Consider the following 23,512-nt stretch of genomic DNA (forward strand, 5'->3'; position numbering starts at 1 on the left):
CTTCAGAACGAGGTGGGGCAGGTGGGGCGCATCTTCATTCGGTCAGGTGCTCGAACTCGGGCTCATCGGACTGATCTTCCCAAGTAATGGCCTGCCCGATCGCCTTCTCGAATGAAGTTCGACAGTTCTTCAGAGAAGGCAGCACGTAGCACCAGACGCGGCGGTCACCGTCTGGCGTGGTCCAATTCCGCTTTTGTCGCTGGAGTAACGGCACGAGCTTGCGCAATCGGCCGCCGAGGATTGTCTCTGCACTCTTGTGCCGGACTCCTCGTCGGTCGGATGCTTCGTGGTAGTCATCCCGCACGAGGTCGGTCCAGATGTAGCTTGGCCAATCCGTCGACTTCCGCGTCGGGGCGCCCGCCATCAGTCGGTCGAGCCACCAACTGTCGATCGGGTCGAGCGAGTGGATCTTCTGGCTCAGCAGCGCGGCCGTGCGCGGCACGTGGCGCAGGTCCACGCTGGCAAGGTCGAAAGCCAGGAGATCGGCGAGGAGCGCCTCACGGCCGCCGTCGGCGAGCTCGTCGTCCATCTCGGCGAAGTAGGCCGAGTTCTGGGCGCAGCGCCCGTCGACGTCGAGCACGCAAAACCGCCGCTCGTCCTTGCCGGCCGGCACCACCCAATCCTCGTTCGAGGTCATGACGACCCGCACGAAGTTGCGCAGCCGGATCGGGTCGATGCCCTTCGATTCGACCATCTGCTCGGCGGAGGTGATCAGGCCCTTGAGCCGTCCCTCCGCCTGCTTGTCGCCGGCCCAGACCGCTTCGTCGGCCTGGAGCAGGAGGCAGGAGGCCATGTGGGCGTTGAAGTTGCCGGTGAGGTAGCGGGCGCTGTCGACGAGGAAGTAGTGGCTCGGGATCAGCGAGCCGAACACCTCGCCGATCTTCGTCTTGCCCGAGCCCTGCCCGCCGCGCAGCACCAGGGCGACGCCGAGGCGCTCGCGCGGGCGCTGGAGCATGTGGGCGAAGAACCCGAACACCCACGCGTAGAGAGCCTCGTCCCCGCCGCAGATGTTGTTGAGCAGGTGGTCACGGAAGACGGCGTACTTGCCGCCCCTCCGCGGCTCGCAGCCCCAGCCGCGCCACAGGTTGAAGTAGCCGGGCGTGCCGCCGGCGTTCGCCGGATCCGGGTTGGCGTCGGGATGGAACTCGACCCCGTCGAACTGGCGCCGGTCGCGGGCGCCGAGCCAGCGCTTCGCCCACGGCACCGACTTCACGTCCTTGGCAGACGGGTCGTAGATCTCGGTCCAGCGGTTGAGCGACCACTGCCGGAAGGCGTCGAGCGTCAGGAAGCGGATCCGCTGCTCGATCGGGGCGTCGGGATTCTCGCGGATCACCACCGCCTTCGATCCGACGAGGAGGAACGCGAACTCGGCGTTCATCGCCTCGTGGTCGTAGCCGCCGGGGTCGAGCTCGACGTCGAGCGGCTTTCCCGATTTCTTGGCCCGCTCGCGCTTGGCCTTCTGGAGGTCGAGGACGGAGGTCATGCTGCGGCCCTCGTCACCGAATGGGCCGGCACCACGATCCGCGGCATCCGCACCTTGCTCAACATCGCCTCGAGCGCCTCACCCTGCGCCACGCTGTCGACCTGTAGCGGGCAGCGCGCCTCGCGCAGCACCGGCCGCGCGAGCGCCTCGTCGACCACCACCACACCCTGCCGCCACGCCGCGAGCCACGCCCGCGGGTCGGACAGGAGCCGCACCGGCTCATCCTTGGTCGACGATTCGATCAGGTCGGCACCGAGCAGGCCAGCGCGCCCGTCGTGCGTCGCGATCCGCCCCGTGCGCGGATGCCACGCCACCTCGTCGACGATGGCGCCGGACTCGATCGCCGGCAGGACGTAGGCCGGTACCGCCTCGTCCGGCTCGCCGCGAAGCTCCGCCTCGAACGCGAAGCGCCCGCGCCGCGAGAAACACACCCGCTCGCGACGCACGCGGAAGCCGAGCTGCATCGGCGTCGAGAATGGTCGCTGGATCTCGTGCGGGTCGGCGCAGTAGCCCGCGAGCGCGAACACGCTGGCGCCGCCCTCCCGGAAGAAGGCGATGTCCCGCTCCCGCAGGGCGTTCGCCGGCAGCGGACCGTCCGCGAAGGGGTTGCGGGCGGTGCTCATGACAGCACCACCGTCACGCGCTGCGCGGCCCGCGTCAGGCCGGTGTAGAGGTGCCGCGCCCGATCCTCCCGAAAAGTCGAGGATTCGTCGATCAGCAGGACGTCGTTCCACTGCGAGCCCTGCGCCTTGTGAACGGTGAGCGCGTAGCCGTAGGTGAACTCGTCCGCGCCCTTCCGCAGCGGATAGGGCACGTCCTCCTCGCGGCCCGTGAAGAAGGCCTCGGGGACCCGCACGTCCGCCGTGCGCCCCCTGATGTCGATCGAATCCAGGCCGAGCGCGACCTTGCCGTCCTCCCGCCCCTTCACCGCGGAGACGGTCCAGAGCCCGCCGTTCAGCAGGCCCTTGTCCTTGTTGTTCTTGAGGCAGACGAGGCGGTCCTCGACCTGGGGGCCGGACGGGTCCCGACCGAGCAGGCGCCGCACCTTGGCGTTCACCGTGCGGCGCGTGGCGTTGCGGCCGACGAGGACCTGGTCGGCGCCCATGACGACGCGCTGGCCGAGCGCGCTGACGTCGATAACGCGGCTGTCGCCGTAGGCCCCGCGCTGCAGGCGGCGCCCCTCGCGCACCTCCATCGACATGCGGATGATCGGGTTGTCCGCCGCCTGCCGGTGGATCTCGGTCAGCATGAAGTCGGGCTCGACCCGGGTGAAAAAGCCCTCGCCCCGCACCGGCGGCAGCTGCGCGGGGTCGCCGAGCACGAGCACCTTCGTGCCGAACGAGAGCAGGTCCTCGCCCAGGCGGTCGCCCACCATGGAGCACTCGTCGACGACGACGAGATCGGCCGACGCCACCTCGGAGAGCGGGTTGAGCCCGTAGCGCATGGTGACGCGCAGCACCTCGCCGGTGACCGGGTCGAGATCCTCTTCCTCGAACGCCTTGTAGATCAGCGAGTGGATGGTCTGGGCGCCGACGCAGCCCTTGCCGGCGAGCACCAGCGCGGCCTTGCCGGTGAAGGCGGCGAACAGCGCCATCTTGGAGACGCTGGCGGCGGCCTCCTTCGCGATCGTCGTCTTGCCCGTGCCGGCGTAGCCGCCGAGGTAGAACACCTGATCGTCGGATTCGCGATACCACGCGCCGATCCGGCGTAGGGCCTCGTCCTGCTGCGGGGACCAGCTCATCGGCCGCCCCCGAGCGCCCTGCGGCGCCGCTCGGCCTGCCGAGTCTCGTGCAGCATCTTCTGCATCGAGCCGGTGGCGAGTGCGTCGAGGATGGTGTCGTCGAAGCCGGCGAGCAGGAGCGCCACGTCGCTCGCGCGGCGCAGGCGGGCGGCCTCGGCGCGCACGGCCTGAGCGCAACCATTCGGCATGGCGGCGAGCGCGTCGGCCCGGCCCTCGGCCTTCGTTGCGTCGGCGAGCAAGGCGAGCGCGTCGTCGGTGAGCGCGTCGCGGCGGAGGAGTTCGTGCGGCTCGTTCATGGCGCCTACTCCGCAGCCATGAGCAGAGGGGCAGGCGGCGGGGCCACGCCGAAGCGGCGGCGGTCGTCCGGCCGCGTCAGGGCTTGGCGGCACCCCGGTGGAATCCAGAATGGCGCGAGCGGCGACGCGCCCTCGACCCAAACGAACCACGCGTAGGAGGTGGCGGTCGACGCATCCGGGTCCCATCGACCCTTCGTCATCGGCACGCGCTCGACGAAGGGGGCGAACAGCGTCGGCGGATGGTCGCGGAAGAGTTCGCCGTAGCGCTCGACGCCCTCGATCCAGGCGGTGCGCACAAGCGCCGCGACGGCGCAGCCCGTCAGGTCCAGCGCCCGGCGGACGAACGGCAGGGCGACCTTGAACGGCGGGTTGAACCCGATCAGGTTCGGGCGCGGCGTCACTGCCGTGCCGGGATCAAGGAAATCGGCGACGATGTAGCCACGCCCGTAATCGAAGACGTCGCTCGCGCTCACGATCGCGATGTCCTCGGCAAAGACCTCGGCCATATGCCCTTCGCCGCAGGCCGGATCCCAGGCAGAGGCGATGTGGTAGCCGTTGAGCGCCCGCGGCAGGACGTGCCGCAGCAGCGCGCGCGTTGCCCAAGGCGGGGTCGGGAAGAAATCGAGGCTGTCGGGCGGCTCGCGGCGCGAGGCCATGACGGCGCTGTGTCCGGCTGGGATCATGCCGCACGCCTCCGCGGCTCGACGGAGCCGAACAGGTCGCCGTCCCGCCGCATCGGCGCGCCGGCTTGGATCGCGGCGAGCGCGAGCGCCTCGGGCACCGGCGCAGGGGAGGGGCGGCGCGGGTCCGGCGAGGAGGGGTCCGCCTCGAGGCGGTAGACGCCCTCGCTCAGCACCAGCGAGCATCCGGCCGCCAGCCAGAAGGCGAGGCGGTCCCGGTCGGCGCCCATCATCTTGCAGGCGAAGCGGAACATCAGCGGAGGACCTCCGCGGCGTAGCGGGCGAGCAGAGCCGCGTCGGCGCGGCCGTGGTCTTTCTTTCGGGCGAATCGCTCGGCACACGCCGGGAACAGCCGGATCGCGAGAGCGCGACCAGCTTCCTTGCCCTCGTCCCCGCCCGACAGCCTGAAGTGCTTCTTCCAGTCCTTCGGCAGAGCGAGGTGCAGCGGAGCACCGGACAGCGCCAGCGTCGTCCGCCCAGCCTCGAAGGCCCGTCCGAAGTTGAAGGCGCTCTGCGCTCCCATGCTGCGACGCTGTCCGCCCTTTCCCGGAATGGAGGGCATGGCGTTGACGTGCTCGATGATCGCGAGCGTCGGGCCCATCCGCTGGATCAGACGGTTCAACCCGTGCGAATCGACCTCACCGTTGACGACAGGCATGTCCTCGACGGCAATGCGGTCTGGTGCGCTGGGGAAGTAAAAGGCGACGGCGCCGGTCAGCCCGGGATCGATCGCGACGATGCAGGCTGTTTTCGTGTCAGGAAGATCAATCACCGCCTCGGAAGGCTGCGCATCATCTTGAAAAAGCGGTGCGGTTGTGGCTTCCATTGTGTCCTCCAGAGACTTCGCTGTGACCACCGCCCGGCACCCGCTCCCCAGCAGGCCGGGCGGTTCGCGTTTCAGGGGTGGTAGCGACCGGGCGGCAGTCGGCTGCCGTCGTGCGGGCGCATGGGATCGCCGCCGAGGGGCGGACGGCGCGGCACGCGAGGCTCGTCGATCGCAGGCAGATCGGCCGCCGGCAGCGGCGTCGAGGGGCCGGCCCGCAGCCGCTCATCGGCCTGGGCGAGGGCAATCAGCACGTAGCGGCGGCCCTGGACGAGGCTCCTCGCCGTCGGCGAAGCGTCGTCCCGCAGCAGGCCATTCCGGCGCACGATCTCGTCGCGCACCGACGTGATCAGGTCCGCGAGGCCGGCATCGCTCAGATCGGCGAGGGCGCTCATCGTCAGGCGACCCGCACCGCGTCGTCCTGGCCGCGCGCTGCGGACGCCTGGTCGGCAAGCCGCTCGCGGAGCAGATAGCCCTCGAAGGCCCAGATCTTCTCGCGGGCGTTCTTCCGCGCGATCTGGCGGCCAATCTCCGGGTCGAAGTTCGCCGGGCTGGCCGCGGCGCTCTCGCCGGTGACGTTGAAGCCGTTGCGCAGGGTGAGGGCGCAGACGGTCAGCGTCGTGCCGGGGAAGACGTGGTAGGCCTCGCCCACGATGCAGGCGTCGATCAGCGCGGGCGTGAGGCGCGGGGCGTTGAGGCCCTTCGCCTTCAACTCGGTCTCGAGGTTGATCTCGTCTTGGGACATGCTGCTCTCCTCTCGCTCAGCGGCTACGGCCGCGGCTCCATCGCCCCGAACAGGGGCAGGTCGGTCAGTTCGGGGGCAGCCGTCCGCCGCGGACGCCGAGCAGCCGGTCCCACAGGCGCCGCCGCCACGTCCGGACCCGGCTCCACAGGGGCGCCGTCAGCCGCACGAAGAAGAGCCTCAGCCGCGCGAACAGCAGCGTGATCAGGCCCGGCGACGGTGGCGGTGAGCGAGGCTTCATCGGCGAGCTTCCTGAGTTGCCGCTCGCGCTCGGCGGCGTGGACGGCTTCGAGCCGGGACAGGACGTGGGAGGCGATTTCCTTGGGCGGCCGGTATTTCAGCGCCCAAAGCTTGGAGAAGGGGACGCGCGCCCGAGTAGCGACCCGGCGCATTGCGTTGCCGGCATCGCCCCAACCTGTCGCTTCCCAGCGGATCAAGTCGTCGGCCCAGGTCTGGGCCCGTGAAACGTCAGCGCTAGACATTTGCGCCACCCGCAAAAGCTTTTTGCACACCCTCAAATCCCTCTGTGGTTTCTTCGGACCACTGAGAGAGGGCGGGCAGATGAGGGAGGGAGCGGAACGCACGAGGCACAGGAGCGCGACGGCCGACAGCTTGGCGGCGGAGGCAGACGCGCGGGTAGGAGAGGCGGCCGACGGCTCGGGAGCCGGAAGCCGCCACGGGAGGAGACGCGACGATCGTGCGGCCGCTTGGGACCGGCGCACGACCGTCGCGCTCGCCATCGGGAGCGCAGCGACGCGCTCGACCGGGGCGATGGGAATTCGAAAAAGCCGGAGCCCGAAGGCCCCGGCAGTCGAGGCGACGCCCACGATGGGCCACGGACGCGCCGCGGGAACGGCGCGAATGGGGGACGGGTCCGCCGACGTCCGAAACAGTGACGACGGACCCGACCGGCCGGTTCATTCCGGCGCGGTTCGAAAGGGGAGCGCGGCGAATGCTTGGGGGCTGAAGCGCACCCGCCGCGCACGGGAGGCCGAAGCCGCCCGATCTGGAAAGGGGGAGGGCGGCGCTCATGGGACGATCCCCCAAGCGAGCGCGCACAGCCCGGAGGCTGCGAACTCCAGCAGCGAGAACGCGAGCGAGACCGTGGAGCCGGTGACAGCCGCGCTCACAAGGCTAACGAGGCCGGTCGCCGCGAAGATGAGGGCGAGCGCGATCATGTCAGGCCGCCCTCGCGAGCGAGGGGCAAGCTCGGACGAGGCGCCGAGCCTGACGCTCGACAGCCCCGTCCGGCCCGCTACCTTGAGTGTTGCCACACACCAAGGAGCTTGTGATGACGGACAGTATCCGGGATTTGCCGCAGCAGACCCGACTGAACGTAAGAGGCGTAGCGGCCTCTATTCTTTTGCCGGTCCTCATCAATCGCCTGGACAAGATGCATCCCGGCTTGACCGAAGAACTGGCAAAGGACGCAGAAAGATTCCTCGAACTCGCGATGTCACAGGCGCCGGAGACACCGCCAGAGATCCAAGCAGAGTTACGGCACGCGGTGCGCTCAATGTTGGCGAAGGACATCTAGACCATCCTCGCCGCTATTGCTGTCACAGCACGGATATCGGCAGCGGCCTCTTCGGCAAGCTGCCGATATCTGACAGGCTGGGCGCACTCGTGCGCCGCGATCCGCGCGTCAATGCGCCGGTCCAGCCAGCGCGAGAGCCAGGAGAAGGGAGCGAGGGCGCGCATCAGGCGGCCTCGTCGCTTGCAGCGGCGGCCGCTTGGCGGACCGCGCAGTCTTCAGCAGCCGCGATCAGGTCGTTCGCGGTCACTTCGCCGTCAGTTGCTTCTCGGATGCGCCTCTGCTGCGCGAGCCGCGGGATGCGCTGTCCGTATCGCCACTTCCTCACGGCCCATGCCGAAACACCCGGACCAAGACGTCTGGCGAAAGCCTCGTCGGTCAGATCGTTCGCGCGAAGGTAGGCATCGAGCTGCATGTCCGAAGATATATGCCCATGATGGGCACATCGTCAAACGCCAATCGTGCCCACCTTGTGCTCTGCTCACAGGCGAAGGCTTTGGGCACAGTCCGGCCCATGGCGAACAACCTCAAACGGCTGCGCACGGAGCGGGAGCTTTCCCAGACCGAACTCGCGGACCGTATGAACACGACACGAAATCAGATCGCGAAGCTGGAGAGCGGCGCACGCCGCCTATCGGACGTGTGGATCAGCCGTGCGGCCGTAGCGCTGCGCGTTGACCCTGGGGCACTCGTCGCCGATTCGATGCTGGTTGACGTGGTCGGCTACGTCGGAGCCGGCTCGATGATCACCTACTACGGCGAGGACGAGGGCTCGCTTGAGACCGTCGACCGTCCGCCGGGCGCGTCCGACGAAACGGTAGCGGTGAGAGTTAAGGGCGACTCCATGCCCGGCGTCGCTGAGGACCGGTGGATCCTCTATTACGACAAGCGCGTCCGAAGCGTGCCGGACGAGTGGGTGAACCAACTCTGTGTGGTCTGGCTGCCGAACGAGCGCGTTTACGTGAAGAAGGTGTACCGGGGCCGCGACCCCGGCACGTTCGATTTGATCTCGACCGGACACTACGAGCCCATGCGGGACGAAGAGGTCGAGTGGTCCGCGAAAGTCCAGTGGATCAAGCCCGCCTAGAACGGGATCTCGTCGTCAGGGTCACACACCACCCCGAACGTGCCGATGAAGCGAAGCGACTCACATTCACCCGTGAGCGTGTTCGTCTCCTGCGTGAAGGCCTGCGCGCCGAGCACACGCCCTTGCTCGACGAGGCGTTGAGCAAGGCGGGTAGCACCTTCCGGGGAAGAGCATGAGCGGGTCTCGAGTCTGCCGATCCGCCCCTTCTTCGTGCGTACGAACGATTGCACCGCGTGAGTCGTGATTTGCCCCATTTCGGTCTCCTGTGAGACCTCAAGGATGGAACAGAAAGAGAACAAAGCAAGCGGATAATGCCCATATCGTCCTCGCCTGTGGAAAGCGGGGAAACCGCAATGTGCCCATTATGGGCTTGACGAGCGTGCCCATTCAGGGCACGTTGTGCCCATCGCCGCTCAACGAGCCGATGGAGCCGCACGGTGCCCCAGCCCTACACCCACATCGTCCAGGACCTCGCCGGCCAGTTCTTCCAGGTCCGTGACGCGGGCTCGGCCGAACTCTCCCACGTCTTCCACGGCATGGCCGTGAAGCGCGCCGGCGGCGGCTTCGCCCCCAAGAAGGGCGCCCGCGAGATCCTCGTTCGCAAGCTCGGCTGCCGCGTCGTGGCCGCCCTCGCAGCGAAGGCCGCCTGACCATGGCCGCCTTCCTCGCCAACCTCGCGCCGTTCGCCGGCATCCTGATCGTCGGCGCCCTGTTCGCTGTCGGTCATCACCGGTGGGGGCGCGCGTGAACGCCCTCTCGATGCCCGAGACCATGACCGAGGCGATGGTCGATGTCTGGCAGCGGGCTTTCGCCAAGCAACTCAACCGGCGCCGCAAGGGGACTCGCGCCGACTGCCATCGGCAGCACCGGTATCCCGAGACCTGCGAGGCTTATGCTTGGCGGGCGCTGATCGCCCACCTGCAATCCCCGCACATTGCGCCGGCCGATATCGTCTTGCAGACGAAGCCGCTCACGCAGCGGGGTGGCCAGTGAACGCCCCGCTTCGCTCCGACGCGGTGAGCCTGCCGCTCTCCCCCGTGGTCGCGACCTTCCGCGTCCGCCAGCGCACCGCCGGCACGTGGGACGTCGTCCGCGAGATCTCCGGCCCCGACGTGCTCAGCGTCGAGGAATCGCCCCTCCGCATCGGCGACCTGCACCGCGATCCGGCGGAGGCGAATGCTGCGGCCGCCGCTGCTGCCGAGGCGTGGAAGCTGACCGGTCGCGAGGCCCTGGTGCGCCCGATCTCGACCGCCACCACCGGCCGCCGCGCTGGCCAGACCTACGGCCTGTTCCCGCTGCGGAGCGAGCCCGACGCTGAGCACCGCCTCGGCTCCCAGGACCTCGGCATCATCGCGAGGGCATCATGAGCGCCGCTCCCACCGTCGCCGACACCGGCACGCCCCTCTCCGTCATCATACAGGCCGAGCGCGACTCCGCTCGCACGTTCGGCCTCGCCGCCGGCCTCTTGATCGGCGGCGCCTCGCAGGCCGAGGGCGCGCTGCGCACGCTCGCCTCCGGCATCGGCCTGATCGAGCAGGCCGCCCGCGACGGCACCGACCCCGCGACGGTCGCCGCCTACGCGGCCCGCCTCGAGCGTGAGGCCGCCGCCCTGCTCGGCCGCCTCGTCGCGGTTCGGGTCAACGCCACCACCGCCGACTCCCGCGAGGCCGCCTGATGTTCGGCCTCGTCGTCGATGCCCTCGCGCTGATCGGCGCGTGGTCGGTCGCCCGCCGACTCTACCGGCTCCGCCGCTTCTTCCGCCGCTGATCCCGACCGCGGGGCCGGGACACGCCCCTGCACCATCCACGAGCACGACCTATGAAGCGCATCCTCGCCTTGGCCGCCCTCCTGCCCCTCGCGGCCTGCGGTCCCTACCAACTCGCCGACACCGAGCGGCAGGTCGCCGAACTCGGCGCCCGCGAGATCGCCGACCGCTCGCAGGCCGACTTCGTCGGATGCTCCGGGCAGGACTCGGACAAGGACGGCTACGTCACCTGCACGATCAAGGACCGGGCCTCGCCGCGCGCCGAGCACGAGCTCGCCTGCGCGTACAAGGCCCGCGGCTGCAAGCGCAAAGCCTGACCCGTCCGCCGGGTCGGTCTCCGGCCCGGCGCCCGCCCTCCTGTCGCGGCGCCATCCATGAGCACGCTCGCCAACCTCCCCTGGATCCTGACGCTCGCCGGCACCGCCGGCCTCACCGCCTACGCGGCCTTCCGTGCCTACGACGACGGGTGCGCCCAGCAGGCGGCCGACGACGGGGAGGGCCGCGCGGATGGCTGAGGACACGCCCCTCGCCCTGTTCGTCGAGCGCACCGATGCCGGCCCGCGCCTCGTCGCATCCCGCCCGGACGGCGAGCGCGTCGCCGAGTTCGATCTCAACCGAGCCGGCGCCCGCCTCATCGCCCGCGAGCTGCTCGCCGCTTCCGGCGACGGCACCGAGCGCACCTTCACCCCGGAGGCCGCCCGTGGCTGACCGCACCCCCGACCAGCAGCAGCTCGCCGACCTGTTCCTTGCCCTCGGCGTCCGGCTACCGCTGCGCGTCGGCGGCCCCCTCGGCCGCGAGATCCGCGACGCCGACGGGCACACGTTCTTCATCGTCCTGCCGACCGGCAGCCAGTCCGACGACCGCGCCCGCGCGCTCGCCATCGTGAGCACTGTGAACGCCGCCACCGGCACGCCCGACCACGAGGCCGGGCCGCTCCCGGTGCTGCGGCCGCTTACCGCCGATGTGATCCGGGCGGCCGAGCAACCCTTCGACCCCGATTACCTCGTCGCCCTGGCGCAATCCGCCCGGGCCGCCGCCGCGGAGTGAGCGCCATGCGGATCATCGACCACAACGAGGGGCGCGTGCCCGGCCCCGGCCTCTACCGGATGCCGGCGGCGCTCTATCACGCGGACCCGGCACCGGGCCCGAGCCTGTCCTCGTCGATCGCCCGCGCGATCATCAGCGAGACGCCCCGGCACGCCCACGCCAAGCATCCGCGCCTGACGCCGCAGACCGAGGACAGCAAGAACCGGAAGATGGATCTCGGGTCCGTCGCCCACGAGATCCTGACGGGCGAAGGGCGCGGCATCCACGTCATCACCGCGACGAACAAGGCCGGCGAGGCTGTCGAGACCTACGCGACGAAGGCCGCACAGGAGGAGCGCGACGAGGCGCTCGCCGCCGGGCTGACGCCGGTCCTGTCCTGCGACCTCCTCAAGGCCGAGCGCATGGTCGCGGCGGTGCGCTCCCGGCTCGCCGAGACGCCGGAGACCAAGGGCGCATTCGAGCAGGGCGCGGGCGAGACCTCGCTCGTCTGGCAGGATCGGCTCGGGCTGTGGGGCAGGGCGCAACTCGACTGGCGTGGTCCCGAACCGCACCTGATCTGGGATCTCAAGACGACTTCGGCCGGCCTCTCGGACCGCGCCATCGCGACGAAGATCGCCGAGGGCCTGGACATCCAGGAGCACTGGTATCGCCGCGGCCTGACGCGGCTGGTGCCCGACCTGATGGGCCGGGTGCGCATGCGCTTCGTCTTCGTCGAGACGGTCGAGCCGTTCGAGTGCCGCGTGATCGAGCTCTCCGGCGAGCAGCAGTGGCTCGGCGAGCGTAAGGCCATCACGGCGGCCGTCCTGTTCCGCGAGTGCCTGCGCACCGGGCGGTGGCCCGGCTACGCGGCCGGCATCAGCCGCGTCGAGGCGCCGGCATGGCCCGCCGCGCAGTGGGAAGCCCGCGAGGCCGCTGACCCCCTCTTCCGCGAGTTCGGCACGGCCCTGGTGTTGGCCCACTCGACCGCCGCCCCCGATCAGGAGATCGCCGCGTGACCAAGCCTCCCGTTCGCACCTTCGAGGACAAGGAAGCGGTTCGCCAGCAGGTGCCGCTCCTCGTCGGTCTCTTCGGCCCGTCCGGTTCGGGCAAGACCTTCAGCGCCCTCCGCCTCGCGCAGGGCATCCAGCAGGTGGCCGGCGGCGACATCTTTGTCGTCGATACCGAGTCGAAGCGCGCGCTGCACTACGCCGACCGCTTCCGCTTCCGCCACGTCGAGTTCGGCGCGCCCTTCGGCTCGCTCGATTACCTCGCCGCGCTCCAATACTGCGTCGGCAAGGGTGCCCGCACGATCATCGTGGATTCGATGAGCCACGAGCACGAGGGCGTCGGCGGCTACCTGATGACCCAGGAGGCCGAGCTCGACCGGATCGCGGGCGACAACGAGAGCAAGCGTCAGAAGGCGACCTATTCGGCCTGGATCGTGCCGGCCAAGCAGCGGCGCCAGTTCATCAACGGCGTGCTCGGGCTCAACGCCAACTTCATCTTCTGCTTCCGCGCCAAGGAAAAGCTCAAGATCAAGGGCGGCGGCTCGCCGACCGAGCTCGGCTACATGCCGATCGCGGGCGAGGAATTCCTGTTCGAGATGACGGTGAACGCCCTGCTGCTGCCGGGCGCCCGCGGCGTGCCGACTTGGAAGACGGACTATCCCGGCGAGCGGCGCATGCTGAAGCTGCCGGAGCAGTTCCGCGAGCTGTTGCTGAAGGAGCAGCCCCTCGACGAGGAGATCGGCCGCAACCTCGCGCAGTGGGCGCAGGGCGGCACGGTCGAGGTGTCGCGACCGACCAGCAAGCCGGACGAGGGCAGGGCGCCGTCGCCCAACGGCCCCCGCGACCGCAAGACCGAACTCCTCACTGCCGCCCGTGAGAAAGCGCGCGCCGGCAGCGACACGTTCGGGCTCTGGCGCGATCGGCTGAGCGAGGGGCAGCGCGCCGCCGTCGACGAGATCGAGGACGAGTTGCGCGACCTGATGGCGGATGCGGACGATCGCCCGCCAGACGACAGCTTCCCAGCCGACGACGAACTCGCCGCGCGCGGGGAGGCCGCCTGACATGGCCGAGTCCTTCTCCGCTCGCGGCATCAGCCTCGCAGGCTGCCCCGAACCCCGCTGCACCTGCGGCAGCCTGATCGTCCGCCTCTACGACGAGGCCGGCAACATCGTCGGTGGTTTGGTGCTCCCCCGCGAGCATGCCGCCCTGTTCGCCGCGCAGGCCGCAGCGCTCACCGGTCCCGACGCACGGACCGACCTTTCCGTCATCCGCTGCCAGGGAGTCGCCTGAGATGAACGCGCACGCTCACCACCTGACGCGCTCTCAGGTCATCGCCCTGCTCGAAGAGCGCGACACCCTTCGCGAGACCATTCGCCAGCTCGAAGACATCCTCGTGCCCTTCATGGTGCTGCCGAAGGACTGGCGGCTTACGACCTCCGAACAGCGGATGATGCGGGCACTGCGCGCATCCGCACCCGGCATCCTCCACAAAGAGCGCGCGATGATCGCGATGTACGGCACGTGGGAGGACGCGCCGGAGCAGAAGATCGTCGACGTCTTCATCTGCAAGATCCGGCGCAAGCTCATGGAGGCGCAGACCCGCATCCACATCGAGACGATCTGGGGGCGCGGCTGGAGGCTGACGCCCGAGAGCATCCAGATCTTCGACGGGATCGTCGCGGCTGATGCGGCCGACTATCCCGCGTGGCCCTCTGCCGAGAGGGCGGCATGAGCGCCCTCGGCATCTACTGCGCCGATTGCGGCACCGAGTGCGAGCGGATCACCGGTCGCGAGGCCGGCACCCGCGAGCCGGACCTGCTCGACGCCCAGGTCTGGGCCTGCACGGTCTGCCCCGAGGCGTGGGCTCCGTGCGCGCCCGACGGCACCGCAATCGGGCTCCCAGCCGGCGAGAAGACTCGCGAGGCCCGCGCCATGCTGCGCGAGCGCCAGGTCGAGCGGTTGATCGGCGAGGCCCTGCGCCACTGCCCGAACGGTCGGACGATCGCCGAGGAGCGCGTCGCGTCCTTCCTTGCCCATGCGCTCAGCCTGCCGCCGGCAGAGGCCGCGATCGACCGTCTCAACCTCGAATGGTGCCGCCGCGCGTGGCGGGCGCTCCAGGGCGCCTCCTACGCCGACGCCGTGCGCCACGCCCAGACCTATCGCCCGAGGAAAGCAGCCTGATGCGCCCCCTGATCATCGACAGCTTCGCGGGCGGCGATCCTCAGCGCGCTTCCCGCAACACCCGCCGGGCTTCCTGCTCAAACACCGTGTGCCGAACCGAGGCCGGACCATCGGTCGGCGCGTCTCTGCCTTCCTCACGCACGCAGCGGAGGAACCGCTGCCGGCTGAACCCAAACGGGCGAAGGCTGGTGGTCAGCGCGCGCAGCACGAGGCGCATGGCCTGCTCGCGCTCTTCGGCGACTGCAAGGCGCGCCTTCAGCGTCTCCAGCTCACTCGGGGGTTCCGGCACCAGCATCGGCAGCCCTGATCGCTTGTCACCAGCCACCCTGATTCTCCTTGGTCTCGGCGACAGGCTTTTGGCTCGCGGCTCGTCTGTTGTCGATCGGACCGCGGGCACAATCGGACGTTATCCGCGCCGCCCAGCCGTCGCCGCCCGCCGCCTCCCCTCGACCTCTCTCGCCGCGGAGTGACGCCCATGGTCGCCTACAGCTTCAAGAAGCGGTTCGGCCCGCCGATCCTCGCCGGCACCAAGGCGCAGACGATCCGCGCCGACCGGAAGCGGCACGCTCGGCAGGGCGAGCAGCTGCAGCTCTACACCGGGATGCGGACGAAGCACTGCCGGCTCCTCGGCCGGCCGACCTGCCTCTCTGTCATGCCCGTGCGCCTGTGCTTCTCCGAGCGCAGCGCGACCGAGCTATTCGAGGTGGGCGGCGAGCTGCTCAGCCCGGCGCGGATGGACACCTTCGCGCGCGAGGACGGCTTCGAGAGCGTCGAAGACATGGCCCGCTTTTGGTGGGCCGAGCACCCGCCGGAGGAGGGCGATCGCATCGCCTTCGAGGGCGTGCTGATCCGCTGGCAGCCTCTCGCCGACGCCCCCGTCCTTCCCCTTGCAGCCGAGTGACCGCCATGCCCGAGGTATCCCGCAAGCTCGACATCAACCTGCACGACACGTCCGTTGGCATCTGGCAGGACGACCCGAACGACCCGACCTTTCGATCCGAGATCTTCGAGCCGCTGACCGCCTGGATGCGGCGGCGAGGCTGGCGCGTCACGGCCGATCCGGAGGTGCTGAAGCGCCACCGCTGCATCAGCAAGGGCTACCGTGTCGCCGAGCGCGGAGACCTGCGCGCGAGGGGCGAATGCCACGGACGGTCCATCGAGGTGACGTTCTGGTCCGAGCGCGCCGTGCAGGAGAACCGCAACGGTCGGCGCTATGACTTCGACAAGCGCGACCGCGCGCCGTACCTCGACCGCCTGCGGATGGACTTGGAGGCGCGGCGCATCCTGGCATGGCTGGGCGCGCGTGCCGAGCTGACGATCCGCGAGCGGCGCACCCCTCGCTGCGGGGCTGGGGCCGGTGAACTGCCGGCCGCGGCATGGATCGAGCAAAACGCCCGCGCGTCAGGCCACTATGCGCCCGAGTTGGGCCGGGCCCGCTACACCAACGGCGATCGGTGCCGTGCAACGAAGGACGGCGGGCTCCTGGAGCACGGCTCAGTCGCGTGGTTCATCGACCGCAAGGGCCGCGTTCTGCGGGGTCGCGCCTTCTACTCGCTCAACGACCGGTGGGCCATTCAGGTCGGCCGGTTCGGCGTCACCTTCGCCTCGGCCTTCGAGATGTTCACCGCGCCGCCGCCAGAACTCCGGCGGAAGCGGAACGAAGAGGCTCGCCGCAAGCAGCTTGAGCGAGAGATCGGCCGCGCCGTCAGGGGCGAGGACTTCGAGCGCGCGGCGCTGCTGAAGAGGATCGCGTTCGGATCAGAGCCCGTTTACCGGATCTGGTCACGCAAGAACGACTGCTATTACGGCCCGCAATACTGCGGCTACACCGCAGACATGACCTTCGCCGGTCGCTACACGCGCGAAGAGGCAGAGGCCGAAGTCCTTCGCGTCCCGCACATCCTCAGCCTCGTCACGCCCGCCGGCAAGCACCTGCGCGCCGAGGACTTCGCGGCGCCTTCCATTCTGATGGCTGCGGAGTAATCGTCATGGCCGAGACCAGCACCATCGAATGGACCGACGCGACGTGGCAGATCGTAACCGGCTGCTCCCTTGAGAGCCCCGGCTGCACGAACTGCTACGCGATGAAGCTCGCCGGCACGCGGCTTCAGCACCACCCCTCGCGCGAAGGGTTGACGGTCCCGAGCAAGGCCGGCCCGGTGTGGAACGGGAAGGTCCGGTTCAACGAGGAATGGCTCCTGCAGCCGATGCTCTGGACCCGCGGCCGCAACATCTTCGTGGCCGCGCACGGCGACCTGTTCCACCCGGAGGTGGCAGACGAGGTGCTCGACCAGGTGTTCGCCGTCATGGCAGCATCACCGCAGCACACGTTCCAGGTGCTCACGAAGCGCTCGGCCAGAGCCCGCGCCTACCTGACGGCCCCCGATGTCGTCGCCCGGATCATCGCGGCGCTGGAGGCGCTCGCCGAGATCATCGGACCCGGCAAGAATAGCCGCGACCCGAAGGGCGGCGCGGGCTGGAACGCGTGGGCGGCAGCCGAGAACCTGAAGCTCGGCAACGTGCAAAGCTCCTGGCCGCTCTGGCCCCTGAAGAACCTCTGGCTGGGCGTCTCGGCCGAGGATCAGCGGCGCGCCGACGAGCGCGTGCCGGACCTGCTCGCGACACCCGCGGCCGTCCGCTTCGTCAGCGCTGAACCGCTGCTTGGGCCGATCTCATTCTTCGACCTGCTGAGCGAGCCGGGCCGACGCGTAGACGCCCTTCGCTCCGGCCTCGCATGGCTACAGACCGAGGAGGGATGGCTCGGCGGGGCGGACTGCCATCCTGCGCTCGATTGGATGATCGTTGGCGGAGAGAGCGGCCCGAACGCACGGCCGATGCACCCGGCATGGGCCCGCAGCATCCGCGACCAGTGCGCAGCGGCCGGCGTCGCCTTCCACTTCAAGCAGCACGGGGCTTGGGCGGCGATCGATCAGAGCGCAGGCGCCGATGAGGCTGGCTGGCAGGGCCGCGGCGACTGGATGATCCTGTCCGCCGACGGCGACCTCGACATTCCCGACGATCGCTGGCCGGACGAGGCCGCCGGCGAAGTCGCCGTGGTCCGCGTCGGCAAGAAGACCGCCGGCCGCCTCCTCGATGGAGTGGAGCATAACGGCATGCCCGAGGTGCGGATATGAGCGCCCGCGCCCCGAAGCCGCCATGCCCGATCTGCGGCGACCCCAACGCCTATCCGCTCTGGGCAGATCAGGCGCAGCCCGAAGCCTGCGCCGCAGACGCCGCCTCTTGGCACGGAGGCGGACCCGTCACGTTCCGGACCGTTACCGAATGCCCCCTGCAGATGAACCGGGCTCGGCAGGCTGCGGCGTTCCGGAAACTGGTGCCCGACGCCTTCGACACCAACGGCAAGATGCTTCCCGGCCAGCTCGCCCGCGTGCTCGGCGCCTATGCGAAGGCCTATCCCGGTCGGAGTGTCGTGCTGTGACGAAGCGAGCCTCAAAGCCTCTCCCGCCGCCGACCGACGAAGAGCGCCGCGTCGCCGGTGAAGCGGCCCGAGCCCTCCGCGCGGCGATCGCCAATCCGAGCACGAGAGGCGCCGAATCCGTCGTGCACATTGATCTCGCCCGCCCGCGCCGCGGTGAGTGGTGGACGACATGGGCGAACCTGCCCGGCTTCGTCCGGGTGAACGGGTACGGCGGGCACTACTGGCACGCCTGCCTGCCGGGCTGGACCTACAGCCGGCGCGAGATCGTCGCGGAGATGATCCCCGACCTCGAGGCCCTGGCCGAGCACGGCGTGCGGCCGACCGAGGCGACGAGCAAGGGAGCAGCCGCGTGACCCGCCGTTTCGCCGCCGACACGTCGGTCTCGATGGACCGCAGCATCGCCGAGATCCGGACGACAGTCCGGCGCTACGGGGCCAACGAGTTCATGCACATGGAGAGCGACGAGCGCGCCGCCGTCTCGTTCGCGATGCGCGGGCGCCGCATCCTCTTCCGGGTGCCGATGCCCGATCAGAAGGACCGCGCTTTCACGCACACCGAGACCGGCAAGCTGCGGGCGGCCAACGTCGCCGAGGCAGCATGGGAGCAGGCCTGCCGTGCGAGCTGGCGGGCGCTCGCCCTGGTCATCAAGGCGAAGCTCGAAGCGGTCGAGGTCGGCATCGTCGTCTTCGAGGACGAGTTCCTGGCGAACACCGTCCCGCCGGGCTCCAGCGTCACCCTCGGCGAGGCCATGCGCGAGCCCATGCGGATCGCACACGAGACCCAGAGCAGCACGCCGCTGCTGCCGTATCTCGGGGAGGACGGCCGATGAAGGCGACCGTCTCCCCCGCGGCCGAGGCATTCGCCCGCCGCGTCCACGCCGGCCAAGTCGACAAGGGCGGCGCGCCCTATACCGGGCATCTCGGACGCGTCGCAGCCCGCGCCCGCGCGCATGCCGAGGCGATGGGGCTGCCGATCCAGCACGCCAAATGGTGCCAGCAGGTCGGATGGCTGCACGACACGATCGAGGATACGGGAACCGAGGCGGACGACCTTCTCGACGCTGGTTTCGATCCGGCTGTCGTGCAGGCCGTCCAACTGCTCACCCGACCGCCGGGCAAGCCGTACCTCGAATGCGTCGCCGGCATCATCGCCAGCGGCGATCGGCTCGCGATGATCGTGAAGCTCTCCGACAACGAGGACAACCTCGACCCGGCGCGGGCCCTACCGAATGCGTCTCCAGATCACGCCCTGCGCTACCAGCGATCAGCGGAGATGCTGCGCGCCGCGCTCGCCCCGACACCATCCACCACCACCGCACGAGGCCGAGATGCGTAGCGCCAGCACCGACCGCCGGGCGCACGAGCCCTCTTCATCCAGCAGGAGCCAAGTCATGCCGCCGACCGATCCCGTCCGGAGGGTCGTCCGCTTCCCCGACGTCGCCCGCGAACTCGGTGTCTCGCCGACCACGCTCCGCCAGATCTGCAAGAGGGGCGAAGGGCCGCCCCTACTTCGTCTCAGCGAGCGGTGCTTCGGCGTCCGGCGGGGCGATCTTGATGCTTGGATCGAGACCCGCAAGGTGGGCGGCCCATAGGTCGAGGGCCGCCCGCTTCTCCGGGTTGTAGAGGGCGTAATTGTAGACGCCCGCGACCCCGGCCTTTGTGCCCGAGATGTGGTTCAGCACGGCCTCGACGACGTGCGGCAGCACCCCGAGGTTTCCCATGCCGGTGGCGGCGGTCCTGCGCAGGTCGTGCAGCCGCCAGCCGGTGACCCCCGACGCCTTGTCGAGCGCAGCCTTCGCCCGGGTGAAGCCCTGGAAGCCGCCGACCCCGCTCCCGAACACGAGATCCCGCCCGACGATCGCGGGCGCGCCCGCCAGGATCGAGAGCGCGGCGTAGGACAGCGGCACGTCGTGCGGGAGGCTGTTCTTCGTCCGCTCCTCTGGCAGGTGCCAGATCCCGGCCGCGAGATCGACCTCCGCCCACGCCATCTCCGCGACTTCGTCCCGCCGCTGCGCGGTCAGCAGCAGCAGCCGGACGATGCGGCCGAAATCGCCCTCCGGTAGCGCCTTCAGGATGGCCGCGATTTCCTCCGGCCGAAGCACGCGCTGCCGGCGCTCTTCCTTGATCGGCTTGCGGGTGCCGACGACCGGGTTCGCCTCGGCTGCACCTTCCGCGATCAGCCACGTGAAGAAGGAGGAGAGCGTCGTGCGCGCCCGGTTCGCGGCGTGCGGTCCCGAGCCCTTCGCGATCTCGCCCAGCCGCTCGGCGACCTGCGCCCGCGTCACGCCATCGACCGGCGTCTTGTGCAGCGGCGCCCACGCTTTCTGCAGGTAGTAGGTCGATTCGCCGAGCCCCTTCGCGCGTACCCGCGGCGCCAGCGCCTCAAGGTATGCCGGGATCTTCGTGGCGACGGTAACGGCCGCGCGCTTTCGCTCGGCCTCCCGTTCCGCGCTCGGGTCGGCGCCGAGCCGCACGCGAGCGAGCCGCTCGGCCGCCGCGCGCCGGGCATCGGTCGCGGACAGCACGCCGACCTTGCCGAGGGTTTCCCGCTTCGTCTGCCCGGTGGCGTTGCGGTACTGCACGACCCAGACCCGCGAGCCGCCCGCGTTCGCCCGCATCCCGAACCCGGCCAGATCCTCGTCGAAGACGATGACGTAGGCCTTCCCCTCCGGCACCTTCAGAGCTGCCGCCGATTGGTTCGTGAGGCGCATCGGCTGGTAAGCGTCCGGTAAGCAGGTAGTAAGCAGATGGGGCCAGCGCCGACGCGCGCCCCGCGCGAGACGGAGATGGTATCGGCGAAAACGTGCACGTCCTCAAGCGGTTTGGGAGGCTGGTAAGCGCGGGATGATCGCCGATTACTGGCGGACATCTGTTTTACACGGAGAGGGTCGGGGGTTCGAGTCCCTCACCGCCCACCAATCGGATCAGGCACTTAGCGCAGGTCTCGGATGCGCCGCACCCTGAAGCCAATGGTTCGGGTGCCGATACCTTCTATCTGCTGCTCTCGTGACGGCCGGTGGAGCGCGTGTGCGCCCGAGCTCGCCGCGCCCGGTCAGTTCCCCGATCCACATGCGACCTGCAGGCGAAAAGGGCGCGAGAGAGGTTGACTAGGGGCGACCGGACTGCGCCGCTCGATCAGCGCTTGCCGCGCAGACGATCAATCCGAGCACAGCGCTCCGTTGAACCGATTTACTTGCAATTTGACCCTGAATTATTCGTGCAACTGAGCGTAGTTCTGATCGCTGACGAGCGATGTATCTCGAAACGATGCATTAATATCAGGAATTTAACCAGTTAGTCCCGAGTTGATATAAATAACAAGTGTTAGTTATGCGTTCAATACGTTCGCGCGTCTACGCCACGCTCGCCAGCTTGTTTTCTGCCGTTGTCCTCATGGCCGGAGTTGGTTGGTATGCATCCAGCACGGCGAACCGAAGCATGGAGAGCATCTACGCCGACCGGGTGGTGCCGCTGCGTGATCTGAAGACGATCGCCGACATGTATGCGGTCAAGATCGTCGACACGTCGCACAAAGTGCGCAACGCAAATATTTCGGCGCCTGAGGGTATCGCAGCCGTCACGGAAGCGCAGGCCCGTATCGGGCAGCTCTGGAGCGCTTATGCCGCAACGAACATGGACAGCGGGGAGAAGCGACTCGCGGACGCCGCCAAGTCTGCCATGATTTCAGCCGATGCCGGCGTCTCAGAATTGCTGGCGGCCCTGCACAGCAGTGACAAGGCGAACATCGAGCGATTTGTGAGCGATCGCCTGTACAGGGCGATCGATCCGGTGAGCGAGGTCATCGGTCAACTAGTGGATCTCCAAATCGACGAGGCTCACGCGGTTCACCTGCAATCCTCGCAGGCCTACGCAGCGGCGGAGAAGATCGGCCTCGGAGCGCTTATCCTCGGTCTTCTGGCTGCAGGGTTTGCTCTGAAGACGACGGTGGGGGGTGTGCTCGCTCCTCTCTCGGCGATCACCGAGATGATGCAGCACCTCGCCGCCGGCGACGTGACCCGATCGGTGCCCGGAGCCGGCCGGCGCGATGAAATCGGTGCGATGGCCGGCTCGGTTCAGGTCTTCAAGGACAACATGATCCGCACCCGTGCCCTGGAGGCGGAGACTGCGCAGGCGCGGGCTTCCGCCGAGGAGCAGCGCAGGGCCGGCATGCGGCAGATGGCCGACCGCTTCGAGGCTGCCGTCGGCGGGATCGTCGGCAGCGTCTCCTCCTCGGCCACCGAACTGCAGGCGACCGCGCAGCAGATGACATCCACCGCGGGCGAGACGGCCTCGCAATCCACCGCCGTGGCCGCGGCCGCCGAGGAGGCCGCCTCCAACGTCAACACCGTGGCCGCGGCGGCCGAGGAGCTCGGCTCGTCGGTCGGCGAGATCGGCCGGCAGGTCGCCGGCTCGGCCTCCCTCGCCCAGGCGGCCGTGGGCGAGGCCGACCAGACTATGCATCTGGTCGAGGAACTGTCCGAGGCCGTCGCGACGATCGGTGACGTGGTCGGCCTGATCTCCACCATCGCGGGCCAGACCAACCTGCTCGCACTCAACGCCACCATCGAGGCGGCGCGGGCGGGTGAGGCGGGGCGGGGCTTCGCGGTGGTCGCATCGGAGGTCAAGGAACTCGCCTCGCAGACCGCCCGCGCCACCGAGGAGATCGGCCGGCATATCGGCCGTGTTCAGGGGGTGACGGGGCAGGCGGTGGGCGCCATCGGCGCGATCACGCTGCGCATCCGCGAGATCAGCGCCGTGGCAGCTTCCATCGCGGCAGCCGTGGAGGAGCAGGGCGCGGCCACCCAGGAGATCGTGCGCAATGTCGCCCATGCCGCCGCCGGCACGGGCGAGGTCACGCACAACATGGCGGGGCTGGCCCAGGCTTCGGAGGAGACCGGCGCGGCGGCCACGCAGGTGCTCGCCTCGGCCTCCGAGCTGTCGCGCCAGTCCGAGCACCTCTCCGCCGAGGTGCAAAGCTTCCTCGACACCGTGCGCGCGGCCTGAAACGATCGATCAGGTCAGCATCTTGGTGACCCGTCCCAAGGCGGGCGGGTCGATCATCCGGCGCCATCAATCGGCTTCGGTGCCGCGTTGATGCCTCCTTCTTCCACGGGCTGCGCGGAGAACTGAAACGGACGCGCTCGGTCGCGTTCCCCTTTCAGGCAGGAGCGGAGGACGACATGGAAGGCGGACTGATCTGGCTCGGCATCATCGCCGGCATCCTGGGGCTGAGCGGCGTCGGCTATCTCTTCGCGTCCTGGGCGAAAGCGCGCAGGACGCCGCGCTAAGAAGCCTCGCGGCGATGCGGGTCAGGCAGACCCTGCACCTTGCTTCGCGGCGAGGGACGGTTGCCAGCCGTGCCGCTCCTGCGGCGCCGGGGCAGCCTGCCCGGCCGTGTTGTCGTTGTCGCCGGACCGTCGGAGCCCGGTCCCCATCCGCTCCGTCTTCGCTTGCGCGCGGAGCAACAGCGGCACGAGGCGCGGCGAACGGCGATGGATCCAGGCCGCCTGCCGCCCGCGCAGGGGGCGGCCGTACTGGACGCTTTCTCTTCCAAACATGCTCATTGTTCACGGGACGGTTTGGCTAAATCGCCTGGTAGGCTAACCGCAGACCGCGCGGATGACTTGACTGAGCGTCCCAAATTTTCGGGCCCCCGAGAGAGTTCCTCCGGGCGCAGCCTTCTTGCAACGCGTGGGTCGAGGTTCGAC

39 protein-coding genes are annotated in these 23,512 nt (G+C 69.3%); 24 read left to right on the forward strand and 15 right to left on the reverse strand.

Annotated features, from left to right (window positions below):
• Positions 1-34 precede the first annotated feature (34 nt).
• The 11 genes from MPPM_RS12735 to MPPM_RS27995 form a co-directional block, all read right to left on the reverse strand.
• A complete protein-coding gene (locus MPPM_RS12735; protein WP_096485384.1) occupies positions 35-1,483 on the reverse strand; it encodes a primase-helicase family protein in 1,449 nt (482 codons plus the stop codon).
• Positions 1,480-2,106, reverse strand: a complete 627-nt coding sequence (locus MPPM_RS12740) for a hypothetical protein (protein WP_096485385.1) — start codon at positions 2,104-2,106, stop codon at positions 1,480-1,482. The genes MPPM_RS12735 and MPPM_RS12740 overlap by 4 nt, the downstream gene beginning before the upstream one ends.
• Complete coding sequence (locus MPPM_RS12745) at positions 2,103-3,224, reverse strand: ATP-dependent DNA helicase (protein ID WP_096485386.1); 1,122 nt, start codon at positions 3,222-3,224, stop codon at positions 2,103-2,105. Before MPPM_RS12745 ends, MPPM_RS12740 begins: the two co-directional genes overlap by 4 nt.
• Positions 3,221-3,520: a hypothetical protein gene (locus tag MPPM_RS12750; protein ID WP_096485387.1), complete on the reverse strand. Its 300-nt coding sequence runs from the start codon at positions 3,518-3,520 to the stop codon at positions 3,221-3,223. Before MPPM_RS12750 ends, MPPM_RS12745 begins: the two co-directional genes overlap by 4 nt.
• A 5-nt stretch (positions 3,521-3,525) precedes the next feature.
• Complete coding sequence (locus tag MPPM_RS12755) at positions 3,526-4,203, reverse strand: hypothetical protein (protein WP_096485388.1); 678 nt, start codon at positions 4,201-4,203, stop codon at positions 3,526-3,528.
• Positions 4,200-4,454 (reverse strand): hypothetical protein, encoded by a 255-nt coding sequence (locus MPPM_RS12760; RefSeq protein ID WP_096485389.1) that lies wholly within the window; start codon positions 4,452-4,454, stop codon positions 4,200-4,202. The genes MPPM_RS12755 and MPPM_RS12760 overlap by 4 nt, the downstream gene beginning before the upstream one ends.
• Positions 4,454-5,026 carry a RuvC family protein gene (locus MPPM_RS12765; RefSeq protein ID WP_162296267.1) on the reverse strand — a complete coding sequence of 191 codons (573 nt, stop codon included), beginning with the start codon at positions 5,024-5,026 and terminating at the stop codon, positions 4,454-4,456. The genes MPPM_RS12760 and MPPM_RS12765 overlap by 1 nt, the downstream gene beginning before the upstream one ends.
• A gap of 71 nt (positions 5,027-5,097) precedes the next feature.
• The gene (locus MPPM_RS12770; protein WP_096485390.1) at positions 5,098-5,418 is read right to left on the reverse strand and encodes a hypothetical protein; all 321 of its coding nucleotides are present in this window, start codon (positions 5,416-5,418) and stop codon (positions 5,098-5,100) included.
• A gap of 2 nt (positions 5,419-5,420) precedes the next feature.
• The gene (locus tag MPPM_RS12775) at positions 5,421-5,768 is read right to left on the reverse strand and encodes a Gp49 family protein (protein ID WP_096485391.1); all 348 of its coding nucleotides are present in this window, start codon (positions 5,766-5,768) and stop codon (positions 5,421-5,423) included.
• A 64-nt stretch (positions 5,769-5,832) separates the two neighbouring features.
• Positions 5,833-6,006, reverse strand: coding sequence for a hypothetical protein (locus MPPM_RS27990; protein ID WP_157914179.1), 174 nt, complete (start codon positions 6,004-6,006; stop codon positions 5,833-5,835).
• 787 nt (positions 6,007-6,793) lie between these two features.
• A complete protein-coding gene (locus tag MPPM_RS27995; RefSeq protein WP_157914180.1) occupies positions 6,794-6,943 on the reverse strand; it encodes a hypothetical protein in 150 nt (49 codons plus the stop codon).
• Positions 6,944-7,056: 113 nt separating this feature from the next.
• Between MPPM_RS27995 and MPPM_RS12780 the strand changes: the two genes are divergently transcribed.
• Positions 7,057-7,302: a hypothetical protein gene (locus MPPM_RS12780; protein ID WP_096485392.1), complete on the forward strand. Its 246-nt coding sequence runs from the start codon at positions 7,057-7,059 to the stop codon at positions 7,300-7,302.
• A 163-nt stretch (positions 7,303-7,465) separates the two neighbouring features.
• Here the strand turns inward: MPPM_RS12780 and MPPM_RS12785 are convergent, their stop codons facing one another.
• Positions 7,466-7,714, reverse strand: a complete 249-nt coding sequence (locus tag MPPM_RS12785; protein WP_096485393.1) for a helix-turn-helix domain-containing protein — start codon at positions 7,712-7,714, stop codon at positions 7,466-7,468.
• A gap of 99 nt (positions 7,715-7,813) precedes the next feature.
• On the opposite strand from MPPM_RS12785, the gene MPPM_RS12790 reads away from it, so the two are divergent.
• Entirely contained in the window at positions 7,814-8,386 is a 573-nt protein-coding gene (locus tag MPPM_RS12790) for an XRE family transcriptional regulator (RefSeq protein ID WP_157914181.1), read from the forward strand.
• Here MPPM_RS12790 and MPPM_RS12795 read toward each other — a convergent pair.
• The gene (locus tag MPPM_RS12795; RefSeq protein WP_133090676.1) at positions 8,383-8,640 is read right to left on the reverse strand and encodes a hypothetical protein; all 258 of its coding nucleotides are present in this window, start codon (positions 8,638-8,640) and stop codon (positions 8,383-8,385) included. The two genes, MPPM_RS12790 and MPPM_RS12795, sit on opposite strands and share 4 nt — an antisense overlap.
• 183 nt (positions 8,641-8,823) lie before the next feature.
• Here MPPM_RS12795 and MPPM_RS12800 point away from each other — a divergent pair, with 183 nt between their 5' ends.
• From MPPM_RS12800 to MPPM_RS12850, 13 genes are all read left to right on the forward strand, one after another.
• The gene (locus MPPM_RS12800) at positions 8,824-9,036 is read left to right on the forward strand and encodes a hypothetical protein (protein WP_096485396.1); all 213 of its coding nucleotides are present in this window, start codon (positions 8,824-8,826) and stop codon (positions 9,034-9,036) included.
• A 94-nt stretch (positions 9,037-9,130) separates the two neighbouring features.
• Complete coding sequence (locus MPPM_RS12805) at positions 9,131-9,379, forward strand: hypothetical protein (protein ID WP_157914182.1); 249 nt, start codon at positions 9,131-9,133, stop codon at positions 9,377-9,379.
• A complete protein-coding gene (locus MPPM_RS12810; RefSeq protein ID WP_096485398.1) occupies positions 9,376-9,753 on the forward strand; it encodes a hypothetical protein in 378 nt (125 codons plus the stop codon). The genes MPPM_RS12805 and MPPM_RS12810 overlap by 4 nt, the downstream gene beginning before the upstream one ends.
• Entirely contained in the window at positions 9,750-10,061 is a 312-nt protein-coding gene (locus MPPM_RS12815; RefSeq protein ID WP_096485399.1) for a hypothetical protein, read from the forward strand. Before MPPM_RS12810 ends, MPPM_RS12815 begins: the two co-directional genes overlap by 4 nt.
• A 143-nt stretch (positions 10,062-10,204) precedes the next feature.
• Positions 10,205-10,468, forward strand: a complete 264-nt coding sequence (locus MPPM_RS12820; RefSeq protein WP_096485400.1) for a hypothetical protein — start codon at positions 10,205-10,207, stop codon at positions 10,466-10,468.
• A gap of 57 nt (positions 10,469-10,525) precedes the next feature.
• Positions 10,526-10,666 carry a hypothetical protein gene (locus MPPM_RS28000; RefSeq protein ID WP_157914183.1) on the forward strand — a complete coding sequence of 47 codons (141 nt, stop codon included), beginning with the start codon at positions 10,526-10,528 and terminating at the stop codon, positions 10,664-10,666.
• On the forward strand, positions 10,659-10,859 hold the full coding sequence (locus tag MPPM_RS12825; protein WP_096485401.1) for a hypothetical protein: 201 nt from the start codon (positions 10,659-10,661) through the stop codon (positions 10,857-10,859). The genes MPPM_RS28000 and MPPM_RS12825 overlap by 8 nt, the downstream gene beginning before the upstream one ends.
• Positions 10,852-11,199 (forward strand): hypothetical protein, encoded by a 348-nt coding sequence (locus MPPM_RS12830; protein ID WP_096485402.1) that lies wholly within the window; start codon positions 10,852-10,854, stop codon positions 11,197-11,199. Before MPPM_RS12825 ends, MPPM_RS12830 begins: the two co-directional genes overlap by 8 nt.
• Positions 11,200-11,204: 5 nt before the next feature.
• Positions 11,205-12,194 (forward strand): PD-(D/E)XK nuclease-like domain-containing protein, encoded by a 990-nt coding sequence (locus tag MPPM_RS12835; protein WP_096485403.1) that lies wholly within the window; start codon positions 11,205-11,207, stop codon positions 12,192-12,194.
• A complete protein-coding gene (locus tag MPPM_RS12840) occupies positions 12,191-13,246 on the forward strand; it encodes an AAA family ATPase (protein WP_096485404.1) in 1,056 nt (351 codons plus the stop codon). Before MPPM_RS12835 ends, MPPM_RS12840 begins: the two co-directional genes overlap by 4 nt.
• A gap of 1 nt (position 13,247) precedes the next feature.
• On the forward strand, positions 13,248-13,475 hold the full coding sequence (locus tag MPPM_RS28005; RefSeq protein WP_157914184.1) for a hypothetical protein: 228 nt from the start codon (positions 13,248-13,250) through the stop codon (positions 13,473-13,475).
• 1 nt (position 13,476) lies between these two features.
• Positions 13,477-13,917, forward strand: a complete 441-nt coding sequence (locus MPPM_RS12845; protein WP_244573553.1) for a helix-turn-helix domain-containing protein — start codon at positions 13,477-13,479, stop codon at positions 13,915-13,917.
• The gene (locus tag MPPM_RS12850; protein WP_096485406.1) at positions 13,914-14,366 is read left to right on the forward strand and encodes a hypothetical protein; all 453 of its coding nucleotides are present in this window, start codon (positions 13,914-13,916) and stop codon (positions 14,364-14,366) included. The genes MPPM_RS12845 and MPPM_RS12850 overlap by 4 nt, the downstream gene beginning before the upstream one ends.
• 40 nt (positions 14,367-14,406) lie before the next feature.
• On the opposite strand, the gene MPPM_RS12855 is transcribed toward MPPM_RS12850, so the two are convergent.
• On the reverse strand, positions 14,407-14,691 hold the full coding sequence (locus MPPM_RS12855; protein WP_157914185.1) for a hypothetical protein: 285 nt from the start codon (positions 14,689-14,691) through the stop codon (positions 14,407-14,409).
• Positions 14,692-14,841: 150 nt separating this feature from the next.
• Here MPPM_RS12855 and MPPM_RS12860 point away from each other — a divergent pair, with 150 nt between their 5' ends.
• From MPPM_RS12860 to MPPM_RS29345, 8 genes are all read left to right on the forward strand, one after another.
• Positions 14,842-15,267 carry an ASCH domain-containing protein gene (locus MPPM_RS12860; RefSeq protein WP_096485408.1) on the forward strand — a complete coding sequence of 142 codons (426 nt, stop codon included), beginning with the start codon at positions 14,842-14,844 and terminating at the stop codon, positions 15,265-15,267.
• Positions 15,264-16,349, forward strand: coding sequence for a hypothetical protein (locus tag MPPM_RS12865; protein WP_197705076.1), 1,086 nt, complete (start codon positions 15,264-15,266; stop codon positions 16,347-16,349). Before MPPM_RS12860 ends, MPPM_RS12865 begins: the two co-directional genes overlap by 4 nt.
• Positions 16,350-16,354: 5 nt before the next feature.
• Entirely contained in the window at positions 16,355-17,500 is a 1,146-nt protein-coding gene (locus MPPM_RS12870; protein WP_096485410.1) for a phage Gp37/Gp68 family protein, read from the forward strand.
• Positions 17,497-17,805, forward strand: a complete 309-nt coding sequence (locus tag MPPM_RS12875) for a hypothetical protein (RefSeq protein WP_096485411.1) — start codon at positions 17,497-17,499, stop codon at positions 17,803-17,805. Before MPPM_RS12870 ends, MPPM_RS12875 begins: the two co-directional genes overlap by 4 nt.
• Before the next feature lie 122 nt (positions 17,806-17,927).
• Complete coding sequence (locus tag MPPM_RS28010; RefSeq protein WP_157914186.1) at positions 17,928-18,158, forward strand: hypothetical protein; 231 nt, start codon at positions 17,928-17,930, stop codon at positions 18,156-18,158.
• Positions 18,155-18,634, forward strand: a complete 480-nt coding sequence (locus MPPM_RS12885) for a hypothetical protein (protein WP_197705077.1) — start codon at positions 18,155-18,157, stop codon at positions 18,632-18,634. The genes MPPM_RS28010 and MPPM_RS12885 overlap by 4 nt, the downstream gene beginning before the upstream one ends.
• Complete coding sequence (locus tag MPPM_RS12890) at positions 18,631-19,140, forward strand: phosphohydrolase (RefSeq protein ID WP_096485413.1); 510 nt, start codon at positions 18,631-18,633, stop codon at positions 19,138-19,140. Before MPPM_RS12885 ends, MPPM_RS12890 begins: the two co-directional genes overlap by 4 nt.
• Before the next feature lie 55 nt (positions 19,141-19,195).
• The gene (locus MPPM_RS29345; protein ID WP_157914187.1) at positions 19,196-19,396 is read left to right on the forward strand and encodes a helix-turn-helix transcriptional regulator; all 201 of its coding nucleotides are present in this window, start codon (positions 19,196-19,198) and stop codon (positions 19,394-19,396) included.
• Here the strand turns inward: MPPM_RS29345 and MPPM_RS12900 are convergent.
• Positions 19,310-20,515 (reverse strand): tyrosine-type recombinase/integrase, encoded by a 1,206-nt coding sequence (locus MPPM_RS12900; protein WP_096485415.1) that lies wholly within the window; start codon positions 20,513-20,515, stop codon positions 19,310-19,312. The genes MPPM_RS29345 and MPPM_RS12900 overlap by 87 nt on opposite strands.
• 619 nt (positions 20,516-21,134) lie before the next feature.
• Between MPPM_RS12900 and MPPM_RS12905 the strand changes: the two genes are divergently transcribed.
• Positions 21,135-22,808, forward strand: a complete 1,674-nt coding sequence (locus tag MPPM_RS12905) for a methyl-accepting chemotaxis protein (RefSeq protein ID WP_096485416.1) — start codon at positions 21,135-21,137, stop codon at positions 22,806-22,808.
• The last annotated feature ends 704 nt before the right edge of the window (positions 22,809-23,512 follow it).

The organism is Methylorubrum populi (assembly GCF_002355515.1).
Classification (GTDB): Bacteria; Pseudomonadota; Alphaproteobacteria; order Rhizobiales; family Beijerinckiaceae; genus Methylobacterium; species Methylobacterium populi_A.

Coding starts and splice junctions, on each gene's coding strand:
- MPPM_RS12735 (WP_096485384.1), bottom strand. CDS start 1,483: ATGACCTCCGTCCTCGACCTCCAGAAGGCCAAGCGCGAGCGGGCCAAG.
- MPPM_RS12740 (WP_096485385.1), bottom strand. CDS start 2,106: ATGAGCACCGCCCGCAACCCCTTCGCGGACGGTCCGCTGCCGGCGAAC.
- MPPM_RS12745 (WP_096485386.1), bottom strand. CDS start 3,224: ATGAGCTGGTCCCCGCAGCAGGACGAGGCCCTACGCCGGATCGGCGCG.
- MPPM_RS12750 (WP_096485387.1), bottom strand. CDS start 3,520: ATGAACGAGCCGCACGAACTCCTCCGCCGCGACGCGCTCACCGACGAC.
- MPPM_RS12755 (WP_096485388.1), bottom strand. CDS start 4,203: ATGATCCCAGCCGGACACAGCGCCGTCATGGCCTCGCGCCGCGAGCCG.
- MPPM_RS12760 (WP_096485389.1), bottom strand. CDS start 4,454: ATGTTCCGCTTCGCCTGCAAGATGATGGGCGCCGACCGGGACCGCCTC.
- MPPM_RS12765 (WP_162296267.1), bottom strand. CDS start 5,026: ATGGAAGCCACAACCGCACCGCTTTTTCAAGATGATGCGCAGCCTTCC.
- MPPM_RS12770 (WP_096485390.1), bottom strand. CDS start 5,418: ATGAGCGCCCTCGCCGATCTGAGCGATGCCGGCCTCGCGGACCTGATC.
- MPPM_RS12775 (WP_096485391.1), bottom strand. CDS start 5,768: ATGTCCCAAGACGAGATCAACCTCGAGACCGAGTTGAAGGCGAAGGGC.
- MPPM_RS27990 (WP_157914179.1), bottom strand. CDS start 6,006: ATGAAGCCTCGCTCACCGCCACCGTCGCCGGGCCTGATCACGCTGCTG.
- MPPM_RS27995 (WP_157914180.1), bottom strand. CDS start 6,943: ATGATCGCGCTCGCCCTCATCTTCGCGGCGACCGGCCTCGTTAGCCTT.
- MPPM_RS12780 (WP_096485392.1), top strand. CDS start 7,057: ATGACGGACAGTATCCGGGATTTGCCGCAGCAGACCCGACTGAACGTA.
- MPPM_RS12785 (WP_096485393.1), bottom strand. CDS start 7,714: ATGCAGCTCGATGCCTACCTTCGCGCGAACGATCTGACCGACGAGGCT.
- MPPM_RS12790 (WP_157914181.1), top strand. CDS start 7,814: ATGGCGAACAACCTCAAACGGCTGCGCACGGAGCGGGAGCTTTCCCAG.
- MPPM_RS12795 (WP_133090676.1), bottom strand. CDS start 8,640: ATGGGGCAAATCACGACTCACGCGGTGCAATCGTTCGTACGCACGAAG.
- MPPM_RS12815 (WP_096485399.1), top strand. CDS start 9,750: ATGAGCGCCGCTCCCACCGTCGCCGACACCGGCACGCCCCTCTCCGTC.
- MPPM_RS12820 (WP_096485400.1), top strand. CDS start 10,205: ATGAAGCGCATCCTCGCCTTGGCCGCCCTCCTGCCCCTCGCGGCCTGC.
- MPPM_RS28000 (WP_157914183.1), top strand. CDS start 10,526: ATGAGCACGCTCGCCAACCTCCCCTGGATCCTGACGCTCGCCGGCACC.
- MPPM_RS12825 (WP_096485401.1), top strand. CDS start 10,659: ATGGCTGAGGACACGCCCCTCGCCCTGTTCGTCGAGCGCACCGATGCC.
- MPPM_RS12835 (WP_096485403.1), top strand. CDS start 11,205: ATGCGGATCATCGACCACAACGAGGGGCGCGTGCCCGGCCCCGGCCTC.
- MPPM_RS28005 (WP_157914184.1), top strand. CDS start 13,248: ATGGCCGAGTCCTTCTCCGCTCGCGGCATCAGCCTCGCAGGCTGCCCC.
- MPPM_RS12845 (WP_244573553.1), top strand. CDS start 13,477: ATGAACGCGCACGCTCACCACCTGACGCGCTCTCAGGTCATCGCCCTG.
- MPPM_RS12850 (WP_096485406.1), top strand. CDS start 13,914: ATGAGCGCCCTCGGCATCTACTGCGCCGATTGCGGCACCGAGTGCGAG.
- MPPM_RS12860 (WP_096485408.1), top strand. CDS start 14,842: ATGGTCGCCTACAGCTTCAAGAAGCGGTTCGGCCCGCCGATCCTCGCC.
- MPPM_RS12870 (WP_096485410.1), top strand. CDS start 16,355: ATGGCCGAGACCAGCACCATCGAATGGACCGACGCGACGTGGCAGATC.
- MPPM_RS12875 (WP_096485411.1), top strand. CDS start 17,497: ATGAGCGCCCGCGCCCCGAAGCCGCCATGCCCGATCTGCGGCGACCCC.
- MPPM_RS12890 (WP_096485413.1), top strand. CDS start 18,631: ATGAAGGCGACCGTCTCCCCCGCGGCCGAGGCATTCGCCCGCCGCGTC.
- MPPM_RS29345 (WP_157914187.1), top strand. CDS start 19,196: ATGCCGCCGACCGATCCCGTCCGGAGGGTCGTCCGCTTCCCCGACGTC.
- MPPM_RS12900 (WP_096485415.1), bottom strand. CDS start 20,515: ATGCGCCTCACGAACCAATCGGCGGCAGCTCTGAAGGTGCCGGAGGGG.
- MPPM_RS12905 (WP_096485416.1), top strand. CDS start 21,135: ATGCGTTCAATACGTTCGCGCGTCTACGCCACGCTCGCCAGCTTGTTT.